18 protein-coding genes, 1 tRNA gene and 1 pseudogene are annotated in these 20156 nt (G+C 59.9%); 16 read left to right on the forward strand and 4 right to left on the reverse strand.

What is annotated here, in order from left to right:
• Positions 1–211 precede the first annotated feature (211 nt).
• The 7 genes and pseudogenes from dapA to PSH90_RS06575 all read left to right on the forward strand — a co-directional run.
• Positions 212–1090 (forward strand): 4-hydroxy-tetrahydrodipicolinate synthase, encoded by an 879-nt coding sequence (gene dapA / locus PSH90_RS06545; RefSeq protein ID WP_016771265.1) that lies wholly within the window; start codon positions 212–214, stop codon positions 1088–1090.
• Between the two features lie 17 nt (positions 1091–1107).
• Positions 1108–2223 carry an outer membrane protein assembly factor BamC gene (gene bamC, locus PSH90_RS06550; protein WP_016771264.1) on the forward strand — a complete coding sequence of 372 codons (1116 nt, stop codon included), beginning with the start codon at positions 1108–1110 and terminating at the stop codon, positions 2221–2223.
• Positions 2224–2229: 6 nt separating this feature from the next.
• Positions 2230–2991, forward strand: coding sequence for an MBL fold metallo-hydrolase (locus tag PSH90_RS06555; protein WP_024012002.1), 762 nt, complete (start codon positions 2230–2232; stop codon positions 2989–2991).
• Positions 2992–3019: 28 nt separating this feature from the next.
• Complete coding sequence (purC, locus tag PSH90_RS06560; RefSeq protein ID WP_016771262.1) at positions 3020–3733, forward strand: phosphoribosylaminoimidazolesuccinocarboxamide synthase; 714 nt, start codon at positions 3020–3022, stop codon at positions 3731–3733.
• Between the two features lie 84 nt (positions 3734–3817).
• Positions 3818–3907, forward strand: a tRNA-Ser gene (locus PSH90_RS06565).
• Between the two features lie 119 nt (positions 3908–4026).
• Positions 4027–5382 carry a chromate efflux transporter gene (gene chrA, locus PSH90_RS06570; RefSeq protein WP_305382393.1) on the forward strand — a complete coding sequence of 452 codons (1356 nt, stop codon included), beginning with the start codon at positions 4027–4029 and terminating at the stop codon, positions 5380–5382.
• A 40-nt stretch (positions 5383–5422) separates the two neighbouring features.
• Positions 5423–5557 (forward strand): annotated as a pseudogene (locus PSH90_RS06575) (manganese catalase family protein); the annotation flags it as partial.
• Positions 5558–5580: 23 nt separating this feature from the next.
• Here PSH90_RS06575 and PSH90_RS06580 read toward each other — a convergent pair.
• The gene (locus PSH90_RS06580; RefSeq protein WP_256809436.1) at positions 5581–6579 is read right to left on the reverse strand and encodes a ribonuclease Z; all 999 of its coding nucleotides are present in this window, start codon (positions 6577–6579) and stop codon (positions 5581–5583) included.
• Positions 6580–6775: 196 nt separating this feature from the next.
• On the opposite strand from PSH90_RS06580, the gene PSH90_RS06585 reads away from it, so the two are divergent.
• Positions 6776–8353: a histidine kinase famiy protein gene (locus PSH90_RS06585; protein WP_305382394.1), complete on the forward strand. Its 1578-nt coding sequence runs from the start codon at positions 6776–6778 to the stop codon at positions 8351–8353.
• A gap of 152 nt (positions 8354–8505) precedes the next feature.
• The gene (locus tag PSH90_RS06590; protein ID WP_041478857.1) at positions 8506–9483 is read left to right on the forward strand and encodes an SDR family oxidoreductase; all 978 of its coding nucleotides are present in this window, start codon (positions 8506–8508) and stop codon (positions 9481–9483) included.
• A gap of 113 nt (positions 9484–9596) precedes the next feature.
• On the opposite strand, the gene PSH90_RS06595 is transcribed toward PSH90_RS06590, so the two are convergent.
• Positions 9597–9788, reverse strand: a complete 192-nt coding sequence (locus PSH90_RS06595; protein ID WP_016771242.1) for a DUF1508 domain-containing protein — start codon at positions 9786–9788, stop codon at positions 9597–9599.
• 275 nt (positions 9789–10063) lie between these two features.
• On the opposite strand from PSH90_RS06595, the gene PSH90_RS06600 reads away from it, so the two are divergent.
• From PSH90_RS06600 to PSH90_RS06625, 6 genes are all read left to right on the forward strand, one after another.
• Positions 10064–11029 carry a glycosyltransferase family 2 protein gene (locus PSH90_RS06600; RefSeq protein WP_150636528.1) on the forward strand — a complete coding sequence of 322 codons (966 nt, stop codon included), beginning with the start codon at positions 10064–10066 and terminating at the stop codon, positions 11027–11029.
• A gap of 3 nt (positions 11030–11032) precedes the next feature.
• On the forward strand, positions 11033–11743 hold the full coding sequence (locus tag PSH90_RS06605) for a bifunctional 2-polyprenyl-6-hydroxyphenol methylase/3-demethylubiquinol 3-O-methyltransferase UbiG (protein WP_305382395.1): 711 nt from the start codon (positions 11033–11035) through the stop codon (positions 11741–11743).
• On the forward strand, positions 11740–12126 hold the full coding sequence (locus tag PSH90_RS06610; RefSeq protein WP_252877648.1) for a GtrA family protein: 387 nt from the start codon (positions 11740–11742) through the stop codon (positions 12124–12126). The genes PSH90_RS06605 and PSH90_RS06610 overlap by 4 nt, the downstream gene beginning before the upstream one ends.
• The gene (locus PSH90_RS06615; RefSeq protein ID WP_305382396.1) at positions 12123–14228 is read left to right on the forward strand and encodes a DUF6311 domain-containing protein; all 2106 of its coding nucleotides are present in this window, start codon (positions 12123–12125) and stop codon (positions 14226–14228) included. The genes PSH90_RS06610 and PSH90_RS06615 overlap by 4 nt, the downstream gene beginning before the upstream one ends.
• A gap of 89 nt (positions 14229–14317) precedes the next feature.
• Positions 14318–15238 (forward strand): LysR substrate-binding domain-containing protein, encoded by a 921-nt coding sequence (locus PSH90_RS06620; protein ID WP_056783563.1) that lies wholly within the window; start codon positions 14318–14320, stop codon positions 15236–15238.
• Between the two features lie 166 nt (positions 15239–15404).
• Positions 15405–15770 (forward strand): 5-carboxymethyl-2-hydroxymuconate Delta-isomerase, encoded by a 366-nt coding sequence (locus tag PSH90_RS06625; protein WP_041478855.1) that lies wholly within the window; start codon positions 15405–15407, stop codon positions 15768–15770.
• A gap of 3 nt (positions 15771–15773) precedes the next feature.
• Here PSH90_RS06625 and PSH90_RS06630 read toward each other — a convergent pair whose 3' ends face one another.
• Both PSH90_RS06630 and PSH90_RS06635 read right to left on the reverse strand, forming a co-directional pair.
• Positions 15774–16709 carry a LysR family transcriptional regulator gene (locus PSH90_RS06630; protein ID WP_056783567.1) on the reverse strand — a complete coding sequence of 312 codons (936 nt, stop codon included), beginning with the start codon at positions 16707–16709 and terminating at the stop codon, positions 15774–15776.
• 176 nt (positions 16710–16885) lie between these two features.
• Positions 16886–18058: a cyanate transporter gene (locus PSH90_RS06635; RefSeq protein WP_305382397.1), complete on the reverse strand. Its 1173-nt coding sequence runs from the start codon at positions 18056–18058 to the stop codon at positions 16886–16888.
• 403 nt (positions 18059–18461) lie between these two features.
• On the opposite strand from PSH90_RS06635, the gene PSH90_RS06640 reads away from it, so the two are divergent.
• Positions 18462–20111 carry a phosphoethanolamine transferase gene (locus PSH90_RS06640; protein WP_041478852.1) on the forward strand — a complete coding sequence of 550 codons (1650 nt, stop codon included), beginning with the start codon at positions 18462–18464 and terminating at the stop codon, positions 20109–20111.
• Positions 20112–20156: the final 45 nt, after the last annotated feature.

The raw sequence follows: 20156 nt of genomic DNA on the forward strand, positions 1-20156 counted from the left end.
GCGGGAGCGCGTCGATGCGACGCAGGAACGGGGCCTGGGAGGCCGAAAGGGGAGGCTGAAACCCGGCGTACAAGCTGATCTGTACCGATCAAAGTCTGAAGGGTAGCGAAAAGCGGCGCCAAGGGGAATGGCGGCGGCGCAGTACTTCGCTTGTGCAAGCATCTTGGCGCCAGTACCATTACCGCTCTCTTTTTCCGGCAGGAGCGGTTTCATGATTGCGGGCAGTATGGTGGCACTGGTCACTCCCATGGATGCACAAGGGCGTCTTGACTGGGACAGCCTCAGCAAACTCGTGGACTTCCACCTCAAGAACGGCACCCATGCCATCGTCGCCGTCGGTACTACCGGCGAGTCGGCCACCCTTGATGTAGAAGAGCACATCGCCGTCATCAAAGCCGTGGTCAAACAGGTTGCCGGGCGCATTCCGGTCATCGCCGGCACCGGCGCCAATTCGACCCGCGAAGCCGTCGAGCTGACCCGCAACGCCAAGGCTGCCGGCGCCGATGCCTGCCTGCTGGTGGTTCCTTATTACAACAAGCCGACCCAGGAAGGTCTGTACCAGCACTTCAAGCACATCGCTGAAGCGGTCGACATTCCGCAGATTCTCTACAACGTTCCCGGCCGCACCTCCTGCGACATGCAGGCCGAGACGGTGATTCGCCTGTCCACCGTGCCGAACATCATCGGCATCAAGGAAGCCACCGGCGACCTCAAACGCGCCAAAGCGATCATCGATGGCGTGAGCAAGGATTTCATCGTGCTGTCCGGCGATGATCCGACCGCTGTCGAGTTGATCCTGCTGGGCGGCAAAGGCAACATTTCGGTCACCGCCAACGTCGCCCCGCGCGAAATGGCTGACCTGTGCGAGGCCGCGCTGAAGGGCGACGCCGATACCGCACGCGCAATCAACGAAAAACTGATGCCGCTGCACAAGGACCTGTTCATCGAAGCCAACCCGATTCCGGTGAAGTGGGCTTTGGTCGAAATGGGCCTGATGCACGAAGGCATCCGCCTGCCACTGACCTGGCTGAGCACCCCTTGTCATGAAACGCTGCGCTCGGCCCTGCGCCAGTGCAACGTCCTGGTTTAATTGAGGAAGTACAACGCATGAAGCGAATGGCCGGACTTTCCGCACTTGCCTTGATTATCTCCAGCACCAGTGGCTGCGGATGGGTCTGGGGGCCGGAAGGTTATTTCCGCGACCGTGGAAGCGATTACCTGCAAGCGCAACAGACTGCACCGATGCAATTGCCGCCGGATGTGAGCACTGCCAAGCGCCTCGATCCGCTGTTGCCGATCCCGCGCAACGTGGCCGATGACACCGCGACGGGCGAATACGTCGTGCCGCGTCCTCAGCCGCTTTCGGCGGTTGCCGATGCCACAGATTACTCGCTGCAGAAGAGCGGTGATTCGCGTTGGGTCGTAGCCCAGCATCCACCGGCCGAAGTCTGGCCAGTGGCGCTGCAGTTCTTCCAGGACAACGGTTTCCGTCTGGATGAACAGCGTCCGCAGACCGGCGAGTTCACCACTACCTGGCAGCACTCCGACGAGCTGTCCGCTTCGATGGCCAAGCGCCTGAGTGCGGCCGGTATCGCCAGCGACAGCGAAACCCGTGTGCGCGTACGTATCGAGCCGGGCGTGCAGCGCAACACCAGTGAAATCTACGTAGTCAGCGCCGAGCGTCCTGCCGGCAGCACGGCCGACGTGGCCTTCACCAACCGTTCGGTCAATACTGGCCTGGACGCTGCGCTGGTCGACGACATGCTCGCGAGCATGAGCCGAACGTCCGAGAAGGGCGGCTCGGTGTCGATGCTGGCCTCGCGTGATTTCGACGCGCCGAGCCGTGTCAGCCTGAACGAAGACGGCAGCGGCAACCCGGTGTTGAACGTCGGTACCGATCTGGACCGCGCCTGGTCGAGCGTCGGCCGTGCGCTGGAACAGGGCGAATGGCGCGTTGAAGACATCAACCGCAGCCTGGGCCTTTACTACATCAACCTGGCCGAAAAAGCCGAGAAGAAAGACGACAAGCCTGGCTTCTTCAGCAGCCTGTTCGGCAGTGCGCCGAGCAAGGAAGAAGTCGAAGCCCGCGCCGAGCGTTATCAGGTTCGCCTGAGCAAGGTGGGCGAGAACATCCAGGTCACCGTCGAAAAGAACATCAACACCGTCGCGCCGGCCGATGTCGCGCGTAAAGTGTTGAGCGTGATTCAGGACAACCTGGGCTGATCCGATATGCGTTTTGCCGTTCTCGGCAGCGGTAGCCAAGGGAACGGCACGCTGATCGCCAGTGCTGATACGTACGTGCTGGTGGATTGTGGTTTTTCCCTGCGGGAAACCGAAAGACGTCTGTTGCGCCTGGGTGTGCACCCGGCGCAACTGAGCGCGATACTCGTGACCCACGAACATGCCGACCACGTGCATGGCGTGGGTTTGCTGTCTCGGCGCTACAATCTGCCGGTCTACCTCAGTCGCGGCACACTGCGCGGGATGCGCAAACCGCTGGAACCGGCAGGCTTTCTGGCCGGCGGCGAGCAACTGCAGATCGGCGCACTGAACGTCGGGGTCATTGCCGTGGCCCATGACGCGCAGGAGCCGACCCAGTACGTCTTCAGCGATCAGGAACAGCGGCGCTTCGGCCTGCTGACCGACCTGGGATCGTTCTGCGAGCGGGTGCTGGATGGCTATCGGGACCTCGATGCATTGATGATCGAGTCCAACCATTGCCGCGACATGCTGGCCCGTGGTCACTACCCGTACTTTCTCAAGCAGCGGGTGGGCGGCGAACGCGGACATCTGAACAACCATCAGGCGGCATTCCTGGTGGCCGAGTTGGGCTGGCAGGGTTTGCAACACCTGGTGCTGGCCCATCTGAGCAGCAAGAACAACCTGCCGCAGCTGGCCCGGCAATGTTTTGTCGACACCCTCGGGTGCGACCCGGACTGGCTGCAACTGGCCGATCAAGATTCAGGGCTCGACTGGCGCCACATCGCCTAGCCCACCTACTTAGCAAGCGGAGCCCATCATGGAAAAACGTGAAGAACTCTACCGCGGCAAAGCCAAATCGGTTTACAAGACCGACGACGCTGACCGCTTGATCCTGCTGTTTCGCAACGACACTTCGGCGTTCGACGGCAAGCGCATCGAACAGCTTGATCGCAAAGGTATGGTGAACAACAAGTTCAACGCCTTCATCATGCAGAAACTCGAAGCGGCCGGCGTGCCGACCCAGTTCGACAAACTGCTGGGCGACAACGAATGCCTGGTGAAGAAGCTCGACATGATCCCGGTCGAATGCGTCGTGCGTAACTACGCCGCCGGCAGCCTGGTCAAGCGTCTGGGCGTCGAGGAGGGCATGAAGCTCAACCCGTACACCTTCGAACTGTTCTTGAAGGACGACGCCAAGGGCGACCCGTTCATCAACGAATCCCACGTTGTGGCGTTCGGTTGGGGCACCGCCGAGCAACTGGCGCGCATGAAGGAACTGTCGCTCAAGGTCAACGAAGTCCTGAGCAAACTGTTCGACGACGCCGGCCTGCTGCTGGTCGACTTCAAGCTTGAATTCGGCGTGTTCAGCGACGGCTCCATCGTCCTCGGCGACGAGTTCAGCCCGGACGGCTGCCGTCTGTGGGACAAGGACACCAAGAAGAAGATGGACAAGGACCGCTTCCGCCAGGGCCTCGGTGACGTCATCGAAGCCTACGAAGAAGTCGCCGCTCGTCTGGGCGTACCGCTTTAATCGACGCAAGCATCTGATAGCACGGAAAAAATTTCGTTTGGGGGGTTCGCAACCAACGAAAGTGTTGTTATGATGCGCGCCGTTGGAGAGATGCCAGAGTGGCCGAATGGGACGGATTCGAAATCCGTTGTACCTTCACCGGTACCTAGGGTTCGAATCCCTATCTCTCCGCCATTATTGAACAAGACGAAGCCCCCGTAATCATTGCTGATTACGGGGGCTTTTTCGTTTCTGGCGTTTTGTTCGCAATGCTTTTCGGGTACAACCTGCCGACTGCATAAAGGAACAGCTCGATGAGTGAAGTTCAGCCGTTGGCGGGTGATGATGACGTTAGGCCGCAGAGCGTGAGTTTGCTCGAGGCGTTCTGGTTCTGGTTGAAGCTGGGCTTTATCAGTTTCGGCGGGCCGGCCGGGCAGATTTCGATCATGCATCAGGAACTGGTCGAGCGCCGGCGCTGGATTTCCGAGCGGCGTTTTCTGCATGCCTTGAACTATTGCATGTTGCTGCCCGGGCCGGAGGCGCAGCAGCTGGCGACCTACATTGGCTGGCTGATGCATCGAAGCTGGGGCGGGATTGTGGCCGGGGCGTTGTTCGTGTTGCCTTCGCTGTTCATCCTGATTTTCCTGTCGTGGCTCTATATCGCCTTCGGTGAGGTGCCGGTAGTGGCCGGGCTGTTTTACGGGATCAAGCCTGCGGTGACGGCCATCGTCGTGCAGGCGGCCCATCGGATCGGTTCGCGGGCGCTGAAGAACAATTGGCTGTGGGCAATTGCGGCGGGATCGTTTACGGCGATTTTTGCGTTCAATGTGCCGTTTCCGCTGATCGTGCTGGGCGCGGCGGTGATTGGCTATTTCGGCGGTCGAATGGCGCCGGAGAAATTCAGGGCCGGCGGGCATAGTGCGGCAAAGAAGTCTTTCGGTCCGGCGTTGATCGACGACGACACGCCAACACCGGCCCATGCCCGTTTCAGCTGGACGAAACTGGCCATGCTCGCCGTGATTGGCGCCGCGCTGTGGGCATTGCCGATGGGCGTGTTGACCGCGCTATTCGGCTGGCAGGGCACGTTGACGCAAATGAGCTGGTTCTTCACCAAGGCAGCGCTGCTCACCTTTGGCGGAGCTTATGCGGTGTTGCCCTATGTCTATCAAGGTGCGGTCGGTCACTACGGCTGGCTGACCCCGACACAGATGATCGACGGCCTGGCGCTGGGCGAAACCACGCCAGGGCCGCTGATCATGGTGGTGGCGTTTGTCGGTTTTGTCGGGGCTTATGTGTCGCAGGTGTTCGGCGCCGATCAGGTGTTCCTCGCCGGAGCGGTCGCCGCCGCGCTGGTGACGTGGTTTACCTTTCTGCCCTCATTCCTGTTCATCCTCGCCGGCGGCCCACTGGTGGAGTCGACGCACGACGAACTCAAATTCACCGCCCCGCTGACCGCCATCACCGCCGCGGTGGTAGGGGTGATTCTCAACCTGGCGTGTTTCTTCGGCTACCACGTGCTCTGGCCGCAGGGTTTCAGCGGCAGCCTGGACTGGACGTCGGCGTTGATTGCGCTTGCGGCGGCCATTGCGCTGTTTCGCTTCAAGCGCGGAGTGATTCAGGTGTTGCTGGGCTGTGCGTTGGTTGGGTTGGTGGTGCATTTGCTGCGTTAGTGGTCGCGGCGCCGGAAATCGAGTCGCGCGCTGGAGGCCTGAAGAACTCAGTCACCTGGAGATCATTGGCTCGATCATCGTCATGCTCAACAAGGGCGCCGACATGCGCTCCAACATCGCAGCTGAAGCACGGGCGAAGATCGTCTATGAGCGCTTGATGGGGCGCGCGCCTGACATCAGGCGGCGCGCCCCGGTTAATCACTGTGAAATCTTGGTGACTTGCAAAGATTTGCGCTCGATCGCTACGGGCTGCAAATGCCCCAAACGGTCGAGGTGATAGCGCTGCAGATCCCGCGCCAGAATCAGTTGGCCGTGATACAACGCTGCCGCTTCGTTGCGCACATCCTCGATCGACGGGCTCACCGCCGGATTGGCCTGATAGCGCGCGCTGAAATGCGTCAATACCAGATTGCGCACCCCGGCTGATTCGGCAAATCCAGCGACAGCGGCGGCGCTGCTGTGGCCGTAACTGGCACGAGCGCGGTCGATTGCTGCCTGCACGAATGTCGCTTCATGCACGAGCACATCCGCCGATTGCGCCACTTCGGCCAGCAGTGCCGGCCGATCGTTATCGCCGCAGACAATGATGCGTCGATCAGGTCGTGAACTCAGCAGATAGTCGCGAGCGTGCAGCATCCGCCCGTCAACCTCCACGTCCTGACCGTGGGCCAACTGACCCCAAAGCGGGCCGCGTTCGATACCCTCGGCATCCAGGCGCTGCACGTCCAGACGCGGTTCCGGGTCGGACTCGGTGAACACATAACCGTGACACGGCACCCGATGTGACAGTTCGACGGTCTGCACCTGAACGTTAACGTTGCGCCACTCCGTGAGCGTTTCCACAGCGTGCAGGTTGATCTCGAACGGCAGATACGATTGCGTCACCTCCAGACTCATTTTCAGCCATGGATGCAGCGATGTTGGCAGCACAATGTCCAGTGGCCGCGTGCGTCCGGACATGCCGGTGCTCGCCAACAGACCCGGCAAGCCCAGGCAGTGATCGGCATGCACGTGGGTGATGAAAATCGCCCGCAACTCGCTCAGCGACAGCGGCGTGCGCAGCACCTGATGCTGAGTGCCTTCACCGCAATCGATCAGGTACCAGCCCTTGCCGGCAGAGGCGATCAATGCAGTCGCGCTGACGTTGCGCTGGCGGGTCGGCACGCCGGCAGACGTGCCCAGAAACAACAAATCCACGGTGGTTCTCCCTGGCGGATCGGATTTCAGATCTTGCGTGCAGTTCTCGGTGAGCTTTCGACAATCAGCGAGGCGATTCGGATCCATCGATGGAATGCGACAATTCATCGGACACCCGCCCTGGCGGTGTCCGGCCTCGGCACTTCGCTCGCTGATGATGGTCACAGCGAAACGGAGTCACTTAGCGGAGGTCAACTTGCCCAGAAAATCCAGGCCGATCGTCGACCGCGCCGATGCGGCGACCCTTTCGCAAGAACGCAAAGATGTGTTTTTCGCGGCGGTGCAGGTCAGCCGCATGGCCATGATTGTCACCGATCCAGCGCAGCCCGACGATCCCATCATTTTTGCCAACAATGCGTTTCTTGAACTCAGCGGCTACGAGCTGGAAGAAGTGCTCGGGCGTAACTGCAGGTTTCTGCAAGGCGAGCAGACTGATCGCGCGGTGTTGCAACGGGTCAAGCAAGCGCTGAAACATCAACACGAAACCTGCGTGGAGGTGCTCAACTATCGCAAGGACGGATCGTCGTTCTGGAACGAGCTGTTCATCGCGCCGTTGTTCAACGAGCGCGGGCAACTGGTGTATTTCTTCGCTTCGCAAATGGACGTCAGCCGCCGACGCGACGCCGAGGACGGCCTGCGCTACAGCGAGAACATGGAAGCGCTGGGCCAGTTGACCGGTGGCATCGCCCACGATTTCAACAATCTGTTGCAAGTGATGATCGGCTACATCGAGCTGATCCAGCACACCGCCAAGCGGCCGAGCATTGATCCGCAACGCATCGTGGTAGGCGCCGGCCACGCTCGCGCGGCGGCGGAAAAAGCACGTTTGCTGACCCAGCATCTGCTGGCATTCTCCCGCCGACAACGGCTCGAAGGCCGGGTGATCAATCTCAATGCCTTGCTTGAGCGCTCTGCGCTGCCGACGCATGAATCCGCCGATCTGGAACCGCGATTCGAACTGGCCGAGGACTTGTGGAACTGCCGGCTCGACCCGGCGCAGGCCGAGATGGCGCTGAACCATTTGCTTTCCAACGCTTGCGACGCATTGGTTGACCGGCAACAGCCAGCGATTACCGTGCTGACCCGCAACGTCGTGGTCCCGGACGCGACCGATCCGCACCAGGGCGGATTGGCGGCGGGGCGTTACGTCTGCATTGCGATCGCCGATAACGGCGTGGGCATTGCCGCCGACGATCTCGACAAGGTCATGGAGCCGTTCTACACCACGAAAGAGGAAGGTAGCGGCGCTGGCCTCGGGCTATCGATGGTCTACGGCTTCGTCAAGCAATCCGGCGGTGTGGTCAAAATCGAATCGACGCCGGGGCTCGGTACCACGGTGCGCCTGTTCTTCCCTGCGGATGACAGTCAGCTATCGGCACCTGGCTCCGCTGAAGCCGCAGAAAATCTCAAGGGCACGGAGCGCATCCTGATCGTCGAGGATCGCGCCGAAGTCGCTGAACTGGCGCGCTTTGTATTGTCCGAACAGGGTTACCACACCGACCTCGCTGCAGATGCGAGCGAGGCGCTGGCCGTGCTGCAGAGTAGCGAATACGACCTGGTATTCACCGATTTGGTCATGCCGGGCGACATGAACGGGCTGGCACTGGCGCGGGAAATCAGCCAACGCTATCCGGCCATGAAGATCCTGCTGACGACCGGGTACTGCGCGGACAAGTCGACGCCCAATGAGCTGGCTGACAATGAGTTCGAATTGATCGCCAAGCCCTACGCGCCGGTGGACCTTTTGCGCAAGCTGCGCTCGATGCTCGGCTGAAAAAACGAACTGACGGCGCACGTTCGGCGTCCATCCTAAAGACTGCATTGAACAACCAGTGAGGGACCCGATCCCCGAGGAGATATTGGCAGTGAGCGATGACTTGATGATCAATAACGGGCCGATCGACTGAGCGTCGACGAGGACGGTTCATGCAGGAGCAATCTTTGGTGGTGATTAGCGGCGCCAGTGCTGGCGTAGGGCGCGCGGTGGCCCATCGGTTTGCCGCTGGCGGCTACCGCATCGGACTGTTGGCGCGTGATCCGGCGGGCCTGGCCGCCACGCAAGAGGAACTGCAAGCGTATGGCGTTCAGGTTGAAACAGTCAGCGTCGACGTCGCCGATGCGCTCGCCGTGCAGCAGGCCGCCCAGCAACTGGAAACCGCGCTCGGGCCGCTGGCGGTATGGGTTAACGCGGCGATGGTCACGGTGCTTTCGCCGATAGAACAATTGTCTGCCGCCGAGATCGAGCGGGTTACTCAGGTGACCTATCTCGGCACGGTTCATGGCACGTTGGCAGCGCTGTCGTTGATGCGTCCGCGTAACAAAGGATTGATCATTCAGGTCGGCTCGGCGCTGGCCTATCGGGCCATTCCGTTGCAGGCCGCTTACTGCGGGGCAAAATTTGCCGTGCGCGGTTTTACCGACTCGTTGCGCTGTGAGTTGCTGCATGAGCGCAGCCATATTCGCGTGTGCATGGTGCAATTGCCCGCGATCAATACCCCGCAGTTCGACTGGGCGCGCAACAAATTGCCCAAGCGTCCCCAACCTGTGCCACCGATTCACGACCCCGACGTAGCGGCACGGGCGATTTTCAGTGTGGTAAAGCATCCTCCGCGAGAGTTGTGGCTAGGGTGGTCGACGATCAAAGCGATTATTGGGCAGTCGGTCATGCCCGGTCTGCTCGACCGTTTGATGGCGCGAAGTGCATGGTCCGGTCAGCAGACCAATGAGCCTGAAGACAACGAGCACCCGGACAACCTGTTCGAAGCGCAGCCGGATCGGCATCAGATTCGCGGCCGCTTCGTCGGCCGTTCCAGGGATGCAGCGCTGGCCTTGACCTCGACGCAAGTGCTGGCGATATCGGCAGTGATTGCCATATTGGTCGGCGTGGTTCTATTACAGCTCTGATGCTTTCCCGGTTCGCTCCACTGTCGACGCATCTCTGCGCGCGCTGCTAGAGGCGCTGGGGTGCATGGAAGCAACAAATGCAGCACATGCACCTTTGATGAATGTGGTTTCGCTCAAATCTCCTTGATCGGCGTCTCGCCTTGAACGGCTTTGATCAGGTTGATCACGTGCAGGCAATCAGCCTTGTTCACATACGATTCGCCACTGGCCACCGTCTCGTGGTTGCGCGCACGCAGACGCCAGCGCCACTGGCCTTTGCCAGTGCTGGGGGTGCCTCGGGTTTGTCGGTAGATTTCGAAATACATGGGGTTCGCTCCCTGCGATAGAAAGGCGCGCCAACCTGTGTGGCGCATCGACGCAAGCCTAGCGCAGCGGGTTTTTTTGGCTATCGCGGATTTGTTTCCAATCGTTCGCGGATGTTTCTGAAAGACGCTGACCAGAGCGCCGCGACTGCCCGGCGAATTGGCCGATATGACGCCGTGTCCTGCTTGCACGTGCGTGCCGGCTGCTGCTTAATACGGCACGGCTCATGGCCTCGAAAGACTTTCGATGACCGACAAACTATAAAAAGAGCACTCCTTTGACTGAGCACGGAACGCAACAGGCCGGGCAGGTGACGTTGTCGCTGGTGATCCCCGTTTTCAACGAGGCCGACAGCCTCGACAGCTTTCTTTCGCGCATCGACGACGTCTTTCAGACGCAGGCACTGATCGATCTTGAACTGGTCTTCATCAACGATGGCAGCACCGACACCACCCTTGAGCGCTTGCTTGAGCGGCAGCGGCAAGACTCGCGTCTGCGCATCGTCGATCTAAGCCGCAACTTCGGCAAGGAAGCGGCGTTGTCGGCCGGTCTGCAAATGGCCACCGGGCAGATCGTGGTTCCGATCGACGCCGATCTGCAGGACCCGCCGGAAGTCATTTTGCAGATGATCGAGCGCTGGCGCGAAGGTTACGAAGTGGTGCTGGGGCATCGTGTCAGCCGCCGCAGCGACACGTGGGCCAAATCGACCTCGGCCCACTGGTTCTATCGCCTGCACAACCGCATCGCCGAACAGCCGTTGCCGGAGAACGTTGGCGACTTCCGCTTGATGGACCGCTGCGTGGTCGATGCCTTGCTGACCCTGCCTGAGTCGCGACGCTTCATGAAAGGTCTGTTCGCCTGGGTCGGTTTCCGCACCACTCATGTCGACTACGAGCGCCCCGAGCGCGTGGCCGGGCAAAGCAAATTCAATGGCTGGCGGCTGTGGAACTTCGCCCTCGAAGGCATCACCAGTTTCAGCACCGAGCCGCTGCGGGTCTGGACTTACCTGGGGGCAACGGTTTCGCTGGTGTCGTTTGCGTTCGCCATGTTCATTGTCCTGCGCACACTGATCCACGGTGTCGACTTGCCTGGTTATGCCTCGCTGATGGTTGCAGTCACGTTCCTTGGCGGTCTGCAATTGATCGGCATTGGCGTACTCGGCGAATACCTTGGCCGCACCTATATCGAATCCAAACGCCGGCCGGTTTTTCTGGTGCGTCGCGTTTACGACCCCAAGGACTGACAGATGGATCTCAAGGAAACCGACATCCTCGGCGACAGCATCGATGAGCATTGGTATTACTGCTGCAAAGCGGCGGCGACCCGGCGATTGCTGGGTAACATGCCGATCCGACGAATACTCGATGTCGGTGCCGGCTCGGGGTTTTTCTCGCATCATCTGCTGACCCACACCGACGCGCATGAGGCGTGGTGCGTCGACATCAGTTACCCCGCCGATTCAAGCGCCACCACCGCGGGCAAACCGGTGCATTACCGCCGCGGCATCGACAGCATCGATGCCGATCTGGTGTTACTGATGGACGTGCTCGAGCATGTCGACGACGACCTCGGCCTGCTCACAAGCTATGTCGATAAAGTGCCTTCGGGCAGCCGTTTTCTGATGACAGTGCCAGCGTTCCAGTTTCTCTGGAGCGGTCATGATGATTTTCTTGAGCACAAGCGACGCTACACCCTCGCGCAATTCGAAACCCTGGCGGGCGATGCCGGTTTGACCGTGCAGCGCGGCGCCTACTATTTCGGTGCGGTGTTTCCTATCGCCGCAGCGTTGCGCCTGATACCTCAAGGTTCGCAAACCGCACGGCCGCAGTCGCAACTCAAGCGTCATCACCCGTGGGTCAACAGCGTGCTCAAGACTCTTTGCCGACTGGAGTTGCCGTTGATGGGCAGCAACCGGCTGGCCGGTTTGAGCGTCTTCGTGCTGGCGCAGAAACCGTGATCGACAGTGATCGTTCAGCGTTGGTTCGCCGTGGTCTGCGCTTTGCCCTGACCGGGCTGTTCGTCACTGCGCTGCATGCGCTGGTGGCCGTGATGTTCATCCGCTTCATCGCGCCCGAACCGCCGCTGGCCAATGGTTTCGCCTTTGCCGTGGCGACCGTTGTGTCGTATGTGATCAATACCACCTGGAGCTTTTCAGCTCGCCTGCACGGGCGCACGTTACTGCGCTTTGTGTCGGTCTCGGCGGGCGGTTTTCTATTGGCGATGCTGGTTGCCTGGGCGGCGCAAGTGGCGGGGTTGCATTATCTGCTCGGGATCGGTGCCGTGGCCATGACGGTGCCGGCGTTCACATTCGTTTTGCATAATTTCTGGACGTATCGATGAAGCTTTGCTCAACCTCTCGGGCGGCTGCGCTGTTGCCTGTGCTGCTAGGCATTCTGGCCTTTTTTATCGTGGTCGGCCCACGGGCGTTGAACCCGATGAACATTGCCTGGCTGGGCGACGGCGACCCGGCCACCCATTACCAGGGTTGGGTGTTTTTCCGGCACTCGCCATGGAGCTTTCCGCTGGGGCTCAATCCGTCTTATGGACTTGAATTGAGCAATGGCTTGATCTTTTCCGATTCCAATCCGCTGTTTGCCTTTCTGTTCAAGCCGTTTTCGGCGCTGTTGCCGGAGCCGTTTCAGTATTTCGGACTGTGGTTGCTGACCTGCTTCATTCTGCAGAGCTGGTTTGCCTGGAAACTGCTCGGCCTGGTGAGCCGCGACGCGGTTCTGCGATTGCTCGGCACCGGGCTGTTTTTATTCGTTCCGGCCATGCTGATCCGCATGAGCGTGCACCTGTCCCTGGGCGGGCATTTCATGTTGCTGGCCGCGCTGTACCTGGCGCTGCGGCCATTCACGCCAAAACGCTCTCTGGCCTGGGGAACGTTGCTGGCGGCGGCCGCGCTGATTCACGCCTATTTGCTGGCGATGATTGCGCTGATCTGGCTCGCCGATCTCGCAGCACACACCCTGCGGCGACATCTGGCGCCGCGCAAAGCTGTGGCCGAACTGATCGGTCTGTTTTTGCTGGTGAGTCTGTGTTGCTGGCAGGCGGGCTACTTCAGCGTCGGCGATGACGGCCTGGCACTGATGGGCTACGGTCTGTTCCGCGCCAATGTGCTGAGCTTTTTCGACCCGGGAACCTGGTCGTTTGCCCTGCGCGACATGCCCGGTGTGTTGGGCGATGGTGACGGTTTTGCTTTCCTTGGTTTGGGTGTGGTGTTCCTGTTCATCTGCGCCTTCGCGGCATGGCTGCAACGCGGCACGGATGTTCACCTCAAGCCACGTCGCTACCCGTTGCTGTTGCTCGCGCTCGCCGGCCTGGCGCTGTTTGCGTTTTCCAACAACATCGGGGTCGGCCCATTCGAGTTGCACATCCCGCTGCCGGATGCGGTGGTGGCGGTGGCGACAATTTTTCGCGGTTCGGGGCGGATGATCTGGCCTGTCATGTACATGGCGATTTTCGCCATTCTGTACGTGGTGATTCGCGGCCATACTTCGCGCACGGCACGGATTCTGCTGAGCATTGCCCTGTTGCTGCAAGTGGCGGATACGCGTTCCGGTTGGGGAGAGTCGCGCAACCTGTTCATGGCCACGCCGGCGCCACAATGGCCGACGCCACTGGTTGATCCGTTCTGGGATCAGGCAGCCCGCCATTATCAGGCGGTGCGCTGGCTGCGCCCGGAGAATTATCCGGAGCAGTGGCGAACGCTGGCCGAGTATGCGGGACGCCATCATCTGCCGACCAATGCGGTCTACCTCGGCCGCATGAGTACCAAGGCCACCGAGGCGGCCCAAGCTGTGGCCGACCAGATGGTCAGCTCTGGTCAATACGCCACCGATACGCTGTATGTACTCGATAGCCGCACTGTGCTGCCGGCCGCGCTGACTCTCAATCGCGAGACTGACGTACTCGCCAGAATCGACGGTTTGAACGTGCTGGCGCCCGGCTGGAAGCGTTGCGCCGATTGCCCGCCTATCGTGGCCTCTGATCCCCTTACGCTGATTTCGTCAATGAAGTCGAACGAGCGCGTGACCTTCAACGTTACCAGCCTGGCGACGTTTTTCCTCGGCAGCGGATGGTCGAAAAGCGAACCGTGGGGCACGTGGTCCGAGGGCAGTGAATCGCAAATCATTCTGCGGCCCGAGGCCCCGGTGAGATCATTTGTGCTGGAAGCCAACGCTTTGATTGCGTCGGCGCATACCGAACAGGGGCTGGAGATTAGCGTCAACGATGTGCCGGTGCTCTCCACCCGCTTGCTCAAGGCCGAAGCGAACGTTGTCGCCGTTGACCTGCCAGCTGAAGTCCAGCAGCGCATTGAGCGTGAAGGCGTGCTGGTGATTCGTTTCCAGCACGCCGATGCCGTCAGCCCGAGAGCGCTGGGCATGGGACTCGATCCGCGCAAACTGGCCATTGGCATTCTGGCGTTGACGCTTCATTGACCCTTCAGTGACTGTTCGGCGCAGCGGCCCATAGACGCGGTTCCTGGGCCTTTCTACACTGCCGCTATTCCGGGGAGCAGGGGCAAAGGATGAACCGCAATGAACTACGCAAGGCCGACATCAACCTGATGGTGGTGTTCGAGACCCTGATGCTCGAACGCAACGTGACCCGCGCGGCGGAGAAGCTGTTTCTTGGCCAGCCGACCATCAGCTCGGCGCTCAACCGTTTGCGCACGATGCTCAACGATCCGCTGTTCATCCGCGTCGGCCATCGCATGGAACCGACGGCTCGTGCCGAAGACATTTACCGCCATCTCAAACCGGCACTGGATTCACTCTCGGCGGCGCTGAGCCTGACCCGCGATTTCGATCCCGCCACCAGCACCATGACCTTTCGCATCGGCCTGTCCGACGACGTCGAATTCGGCCTGCTGCCGCCGCTGTTGCGCGCGTTGCGCCAAGAGGCGCCGAGCGTGGTGTTCGTGGTGCAACATGTCGATTACTGGCGCATTCCCGACCTGCTCGCTGCCGGCGATATCACCGTCGGCATCAGCCAGACCCGTGGCCTGCCGGCCAACGCCAAACGCAAACTGCTGCGGCATATCCAGCCAAGCATCCTGCGCGCCGATGCCTCTGATACGCCGCTGACCCTCGACGAATATTGCGCTCGCCCGCATGTGCTGGTGTCGCACACGGCCAATGTCAGTGGCTACGCCGATGAGTGGCTGGCGGAACTGGGGCGCACGCGGCAGGTGGTGTTGTCGGTGCCGCAATACAGCGCACTGCCGGCTTTGCTGGCCGGCACCGACCTGATCGCCAGCCTGCCGGATTACACCGCAGCGGCGATGGCGGCGTCCGGGGCGCTGTTCCAGGAACCGTTCCCGTTCAAGACGCCAACACTGGACCTGTCGATGGTCTGGCTCAGCCACGTCGACAGCGACCCTGCCGAACGCTGGCTGCGCTCGCGGCTGGAAGCATTCATGAGTGAACGGCCGCTTATTCAGATCTAACAGATGCCACGTATCCCTGTGGGAGCGAGCCTGCTCGCGAAGCGGTTCGGCAGGCGCGGGTGTGCAAACTGAAAGGACGCTTTCGCGAGCAGGCTCGCTCCCCCAAATGACGCTGTGTGATTGTGGTATATGTACGCCCCCCGCATCCGCCGACTGGAGATCCGCAATGCCACACCTGCACATGGAATACACCGCCAACCTGACGCAGTTGAACGCTGACATCGCCCTGATCCGGCTCAACAACACGCTGGTCGGTTCCGGTCAGTTCGGCGCGGAGTTCGATATCAAGAGCCGCGCGATCAAGATCGACAACTTCAAGGTCGGCACGGCGCAGGGCGAGCGCGCCTTCGTCCATGTGAAACTGGCCTTGCTCAGCGGGCGCTCGGCGGAGATAAAGAAGCAGCTCTCGCAAAGCCTGCTGGCGGTGTTGCAGGAACTCTGCGAATGGCCGGCCGGGCTCGAAGTCCAACTGTGCGTCGAACTGCTCGACATTGATCGCGAGTCGTACAGCAAAGCCGCGATCGGCATCTGACGTTCAGGCGTTGTCCAGCTCGCTGCACACCTGAATCACCTGCTCGCGCAGCCAGACGTTGGCGCTGTCCTGATCGGCGTTCTGGCTCCACTGCATGTCGAGGGTGAAACCCGGCAGGCCGTTGGGCGCTTCGCAGTGGTTGAACACCGCGTCGTTGGTCAGCAGACGCTGGATACGCCGGGGCAGGGTGAGGATGAAATCGGTGCCGGTGATCATCTTCAACGCGGCGCTGTAGCTGTTCGATCGCGCGACAATCTGACGTTTTTGCGCTTGCCGTGCGAGCCAGCCGTCGACCATGTTGGTGCTTGAAGTCCACGGCGTTGGAAACACATGCCGACGTTCGGTGAATGCTTGCAGGCTCAGGCGCGGTTCGAGTGGTGTGGCGCGTTTGTCGAAGACGCAGACCAGGTCATCTTCCAGCAACATCCGTGATTTCAGATCCGCATGCTGGCGGTGAAAGTGCGGGCCGAAACTGATCACCAGATCGAGGCTGCCGTCGCGCAACTCTTCGGCCGGAACGTCGGTTTCGAATTTGTGCATGTTGACCATCACCGGTAAGTCATCGAAGTCGAAGCGCTTCAACAGACGCGGCAGAATCAATTGCTCGAAGTATTCCGGGGCGCAGATGTTGAAAGTCACCGCCTGCCGGCTCGGGTCGAAGGCCGGGGCACCGGCGTGGCAGAGGTTGATGCTTTCGAGGATTTTCTGCACATGGCCGTACATGCTGCAGGCCTTGTAGGTCGGGCGCATGCCGGTGCGGGTGTTGATGAACAGTTCGTCTTCGAAACTGGTGCGCAGTTTCTTCAGGCAATAACTGACGGTGGACTGGCTGACGAACAGGGTTTCCGAGACATCGGTGACACTGCTCTGCTCGTACACGGCGACGAATACCATCAAGTCCTGCATATCGAGCTTGCGAAGCAAATTACTGTTCAGCATGAGTTCCGTCTCGCTGTGCCCCTTGCGCAGAATTCGCGCAAACGTGTGCGTACGATCCTAACGGAACGATGGTGCCAGGAGAAACCTTTGTAGGACATTTCACGGACACATGTGGGACAGAAACTTTTAGCAACACGACGTTGCCAATCTCGTGCGCAAAAGATGGCCAGAGGCCTCTAGCCCGGGCAGGGCAAGCGACGTGTGTAGTCGCGAGGGTTGAAGCGCACAACCATCAGCAGCATGAGCACCATTACCGCAGTCAGCGCCCACCACGCACCTTCGAAACTGCCCAGCCGATCGCGAATGATCCCTGCCAACAGCGGCGACAGTCCTGCGATCAGATAACCGATCCCCTGTACAAACGCGGTCAGGCCACCGGCGCGCTGCGGCTCGTCGCAGTGATCCAGTGCAACGATCAGGCTCATCGGAAACAGACCGCCAATCCCCAACCCCAACAGACAAGGCCATAACAGGGCCAGAGATGGCGGGGCGAGAATCAGCCCGCAGAAACCGCCGATGATCAGCAACAGCAGAACCGCCAATATCCCACGCCGGTTACGGCTGCGATTGGCGATCGCCGGCACTACCAGCCCGGAAATGACCTCCATCGCTGTAAGAAAACCCAACATCAACCCGGCGGTTTGTTCACTCCAGCCTTTTTCTACGTAGTACGGGGCCAGCCAGGCGAGGACGCAGGTGTAGGACGCCGTACCGAGGCCAAAGAAAATCGCCAGCAACCAGGCGCGACGGCGCGTGATGAAAGGCTCCCGCTGGGTCACCCTTGATAGGGCTTGCGCTGGCTGCAAGCACCAGACCAGCAATGCGACCAATGCCAACGCCGCCCAGATGGCCAGCCCCACGCGCCAACTGCCGGTCTGCACCATCACCAGCGGCGCGAACGATGCGGCAATCGCGGCGCCGCCCATGATCGAAGTCACGTAGATGCCCATGCACAACGCCACGTTGTCAGCAAAGCGCGTCTTGATCAGCGCCGGCATCAATGCCTGAATCAGGGCTATGCCAATACCGGCCAGTATCGCGCTGACGATCAGCTCGCCCGCAGAATCGATAAACAGCCGTGACAGGCTCGCCAGCCCGATGACAAGCAGCGACAGCAGCACCGTGCGTTGTTCGCCCAGACGCTGGCTGATGCGCAGGCCGAAGAACATCGCCAGCCCCATGGCCATGACCGGCAGCATCGTCAGCAAAGAGGCAAGCGTGAAGCTCAACGGTATATCGCCACGGATCGCCGACAGCAGCGGCCCGATGGCTGCCATTGAGGGGCGCAGATTAAGTGCGACAAGAATGATCGCGAGTATCAGCCAAGCGGCGGGGCGGGAGTGATTCATCAGCGGGCCTTTGAGTGCAGAGGCTGATGATTAGGCGTGGCGTCGCGCGCATCGGCAAATCAGAAAATGCCGGGCCAGACCTAAAAACTCGATAACACCGCTGTCCCGATGTGGGAGCGAGCCTGCTCGCGAATGCGTTACTCCAGACCAACAATCATTTGCTGACACTGCGCTTTCGCGAGCAGGCTCGCTCCCACAGAGGACATTGTGAAGTGCCTGAAACTGAATAAACCCTGAACCATTCTCAAATACTCGCAAACTTTCACGTTCGTACTCCGAGGCAACTAATCATTAGCATCTTTTTCACGAAAAATTGATCCATGCCTGCCTAAAGTTTGGCATGCCTCGGTGAATGAATTTTTCACAATCGACGAGGCTCTTCTTTCAGGAACAGTCACTCATCATGTTGAAGTTAAAAGCCGTGCGCCCGGAATGGGTGACGTTGTTTGCCAGCGCCTTTTTGTTGCTCGGTTTCAATCTGGTGCTTTGGCAACACCTGTTCGAGATCACCGCCGCCGATGGCAAGGGCATCGCCATGCGCGTGGCGTTCGGCGTGATGATCCTTGCCGCGTTCAATATCGTGCTGACGATATTCGCGTTCCGGCCACTGCTTAAACCACTTTTGACTCTTTTGTTTTTAGTCAGCGCCGGCGTGGCTTATTTCATGAGCCAATATGGCGTCATGATTGATGCGGGCATGTTGCGCAACTTTGCCGAGACCAACGCGACGGAAGTGCGTGATCTGCTCTCGTTGAAGTTGTTCGCTTATATTCTCTTGCTGGGTGTTTTGCCGTGTTTGTTGTTGTGGAAAGTACCGGTCAATTATCGGCGCTGGCATCGCGAGTTGTTCAGCAAAGTTATTGTCAGTGTTGCCTCGGCGGCGGTAATCGGTGTTGTGGCATTGGCCAACTATCAAGGTTTGTCGTCGCTGTTTCGCAATCACCACGAAATTCGCCTGATGCTGGTGCCGAGCAATTACATCGGCGCATCCATTGGTTATCTGCAAGAGCAAGTTGTCTCGGCGCAGCAGCCGTTCATCAAGATCGGCGAAGATGCCCAGCGCAACCCCGACTTGCAGCTACAGCCACGCAAATCCCTCACCGTGCTGGTGGTAGGGGAAAGTGCGCGAGCGCAGAACTTCGGCATTCTCGGTTACGACCGAGACACCACCCCGCAACTGGACAAAGAGGCCGGGCTGATCGCTTTCACTGACGTGCATTCCTGCGGCACGGAAACCGCCGTTTCGGTACCGTGCATGTTCTCCAACATGGGTCGCAAGGATTACAACGCCAGCAAGGCCAGGAATGAAGAGGGCTTGCTCGATGTGCTCAAGCGTGCCGGCATCGATGTGATCTGGCGCGATAACCAGTCCGGCTGCAAAGGCACATGCGACCGCGTCACGGTGCAGGATGTCAGCAAGTTGCAAGACCCTGCGCTGTGCGCCAACAGCGAATGTCGCGATGAAATCCTCCTGCAAGGGCTGCAAAGTTTTATCGATCACTTGGACAAGGACACCGTCCTGGTTCTGCACCAGATGGGCAGTCACGGCCCGGACTACTTCAAGCGGTATCCCAAGGAGTACGAACACTTCACTCCGGTCTGTGAAAGTAACGCGCTGAACAATTGCAGTCGCGAAAGTATCGTCAACGGTTACGACAACACCTTGGTCTACACCGACCATGTGCTGGCGAGCCTGATCGATGTGCTGCGCAGCAATCAGGACAAAGTCGACACCGCCATGCTCTATCTGTCGGACCACGGCGAATCGCTGGGCGAGTACAACCTGTTTCTGCACGGCACGCCTTATATGCTGGCGCCCGAGCAACAGAAGCATGTAGCGATGCTGGCGTGGTTCTCTGACAGCTATCAGAAGGCCTATTCGGTCGACACCCATTGCCTGCAACTGAGCCGGGACAAGCCGCTGAGCCAGGACAATCTGTTCCACTCGATGCTCGGCCTGCTGGAAGTGCGCAGCAGCGTCTATCAACCTGCCTTGGACATGTTTGCCGGCTGTCGTGGCGCGGTGATCGACGGCGTGTTGGCCAAGCAGTGAAGCGTTTCCTGCCCGTCGCGCCAATGCGACGGGCCTTTCTGTTTC

This window comes from Pseudomonas sp. FP1762 (assembly GCF_030687105.1).
Taxonomy (GTDB): Bacteria; Pseudomonadota; Gammaproteobacteria; order Pseudomonadales; family Pseudomonadaceae; genus Aquipseudomonas; species Aquipseudomonas siliginis.

Coding starts and splice junctions, on each gene's coding strand:
- dapA (WP_016771265.1), top strand. CDS start 212: ATGATTGCGGGCAGTATGGTGGCACTGGTCACTCCCATGGATGCACAA.
- bamC (WP_016771264.1), top strand. CDS start 1,108: ATGAAGCGAATGGCCGGACTTTCCGCACTTGCCTTGATTATCTCCAGC.
- PSH90_RS06555 (WP_024012002.1), top strand. CDS start 2,230: ATGCGTTTTGCCGTTCTCGGCAGCGGTAGCCAAGGGAACGGCACGCTG.
- purC (WP_016771262.1), top strand. CDS start 3,020: ATGGAAAAACGTGAAGAACTCTACCGCGGCAAAGCCAAATCGGTTTAC.
- chrA (WP_305382393.1), top strand. CDS start 4,027: ATGAGTGAAGTTCAGCCGTTGGCGGGTGATGATGACGTTAGGCCGCAG.
- PSH90_RS06590 (WP_041478857.1), top strand. CDS start 8,506: ATGCAGGAGCAATCTTTGGTGGTGATTAGCGGCGCCAGTGCTGGCGTA.
- PSH90_RS06595 (WP_016771242.1), bottom strand. CDS start 9,788: ATGTATTTCGAAATCTACCGACAAACCCGAGGCACCCCCAGCACTGGC.
- PSH90_RS06605 (WP_305382395.1), top strand. CDS start 11,033: ATGGATCTCAAGGAAACCGACATCCTCGGCGACAGCATCGATGAGCAT.
- PSH90_RS06615 (WP_305382396.1), top strand. CDS start 12,123: ATGAAGCTTTGCTCAACCTCTCGGGCGGCTGCGCTGTTGCCTGTGCTG.
- PSH90_RS06620 (WP_056783563.1), top strand. CDS start 14,318: ATGAACCGCAATGAACTACGCAAGGCCGACATCAACCTGATGGTGGTG.
- PSH90_RS06625 (WP_041478855.1), top strand. CDS start 15,405: ATGCCACACCTGCACATGGAATACACCGCCAACCTGACGCAGTTGAAC.
- PSH90_RS06630 (WP_056783567.1), bottom strand. CDS start 16,709: ATGCTGAACAGTAATTTGCTTCGCAAGCTCGATATGCAGGACTTGATG.
- PSH90_RS06635 (WP_305382397.1), bottom strand. CDS start 18,058: ATGAATCACTCCCGCCCCGCCGCTTGGCTGATACTCGCGATCATTCTT.
- PSH90_RS06640 (WP_041478852.1), top strand. CDS start 18,462: ATGTTGAAGTTAAAAGCCGTGCGCCCGGAATGGGTGACGTTGTTTGCC.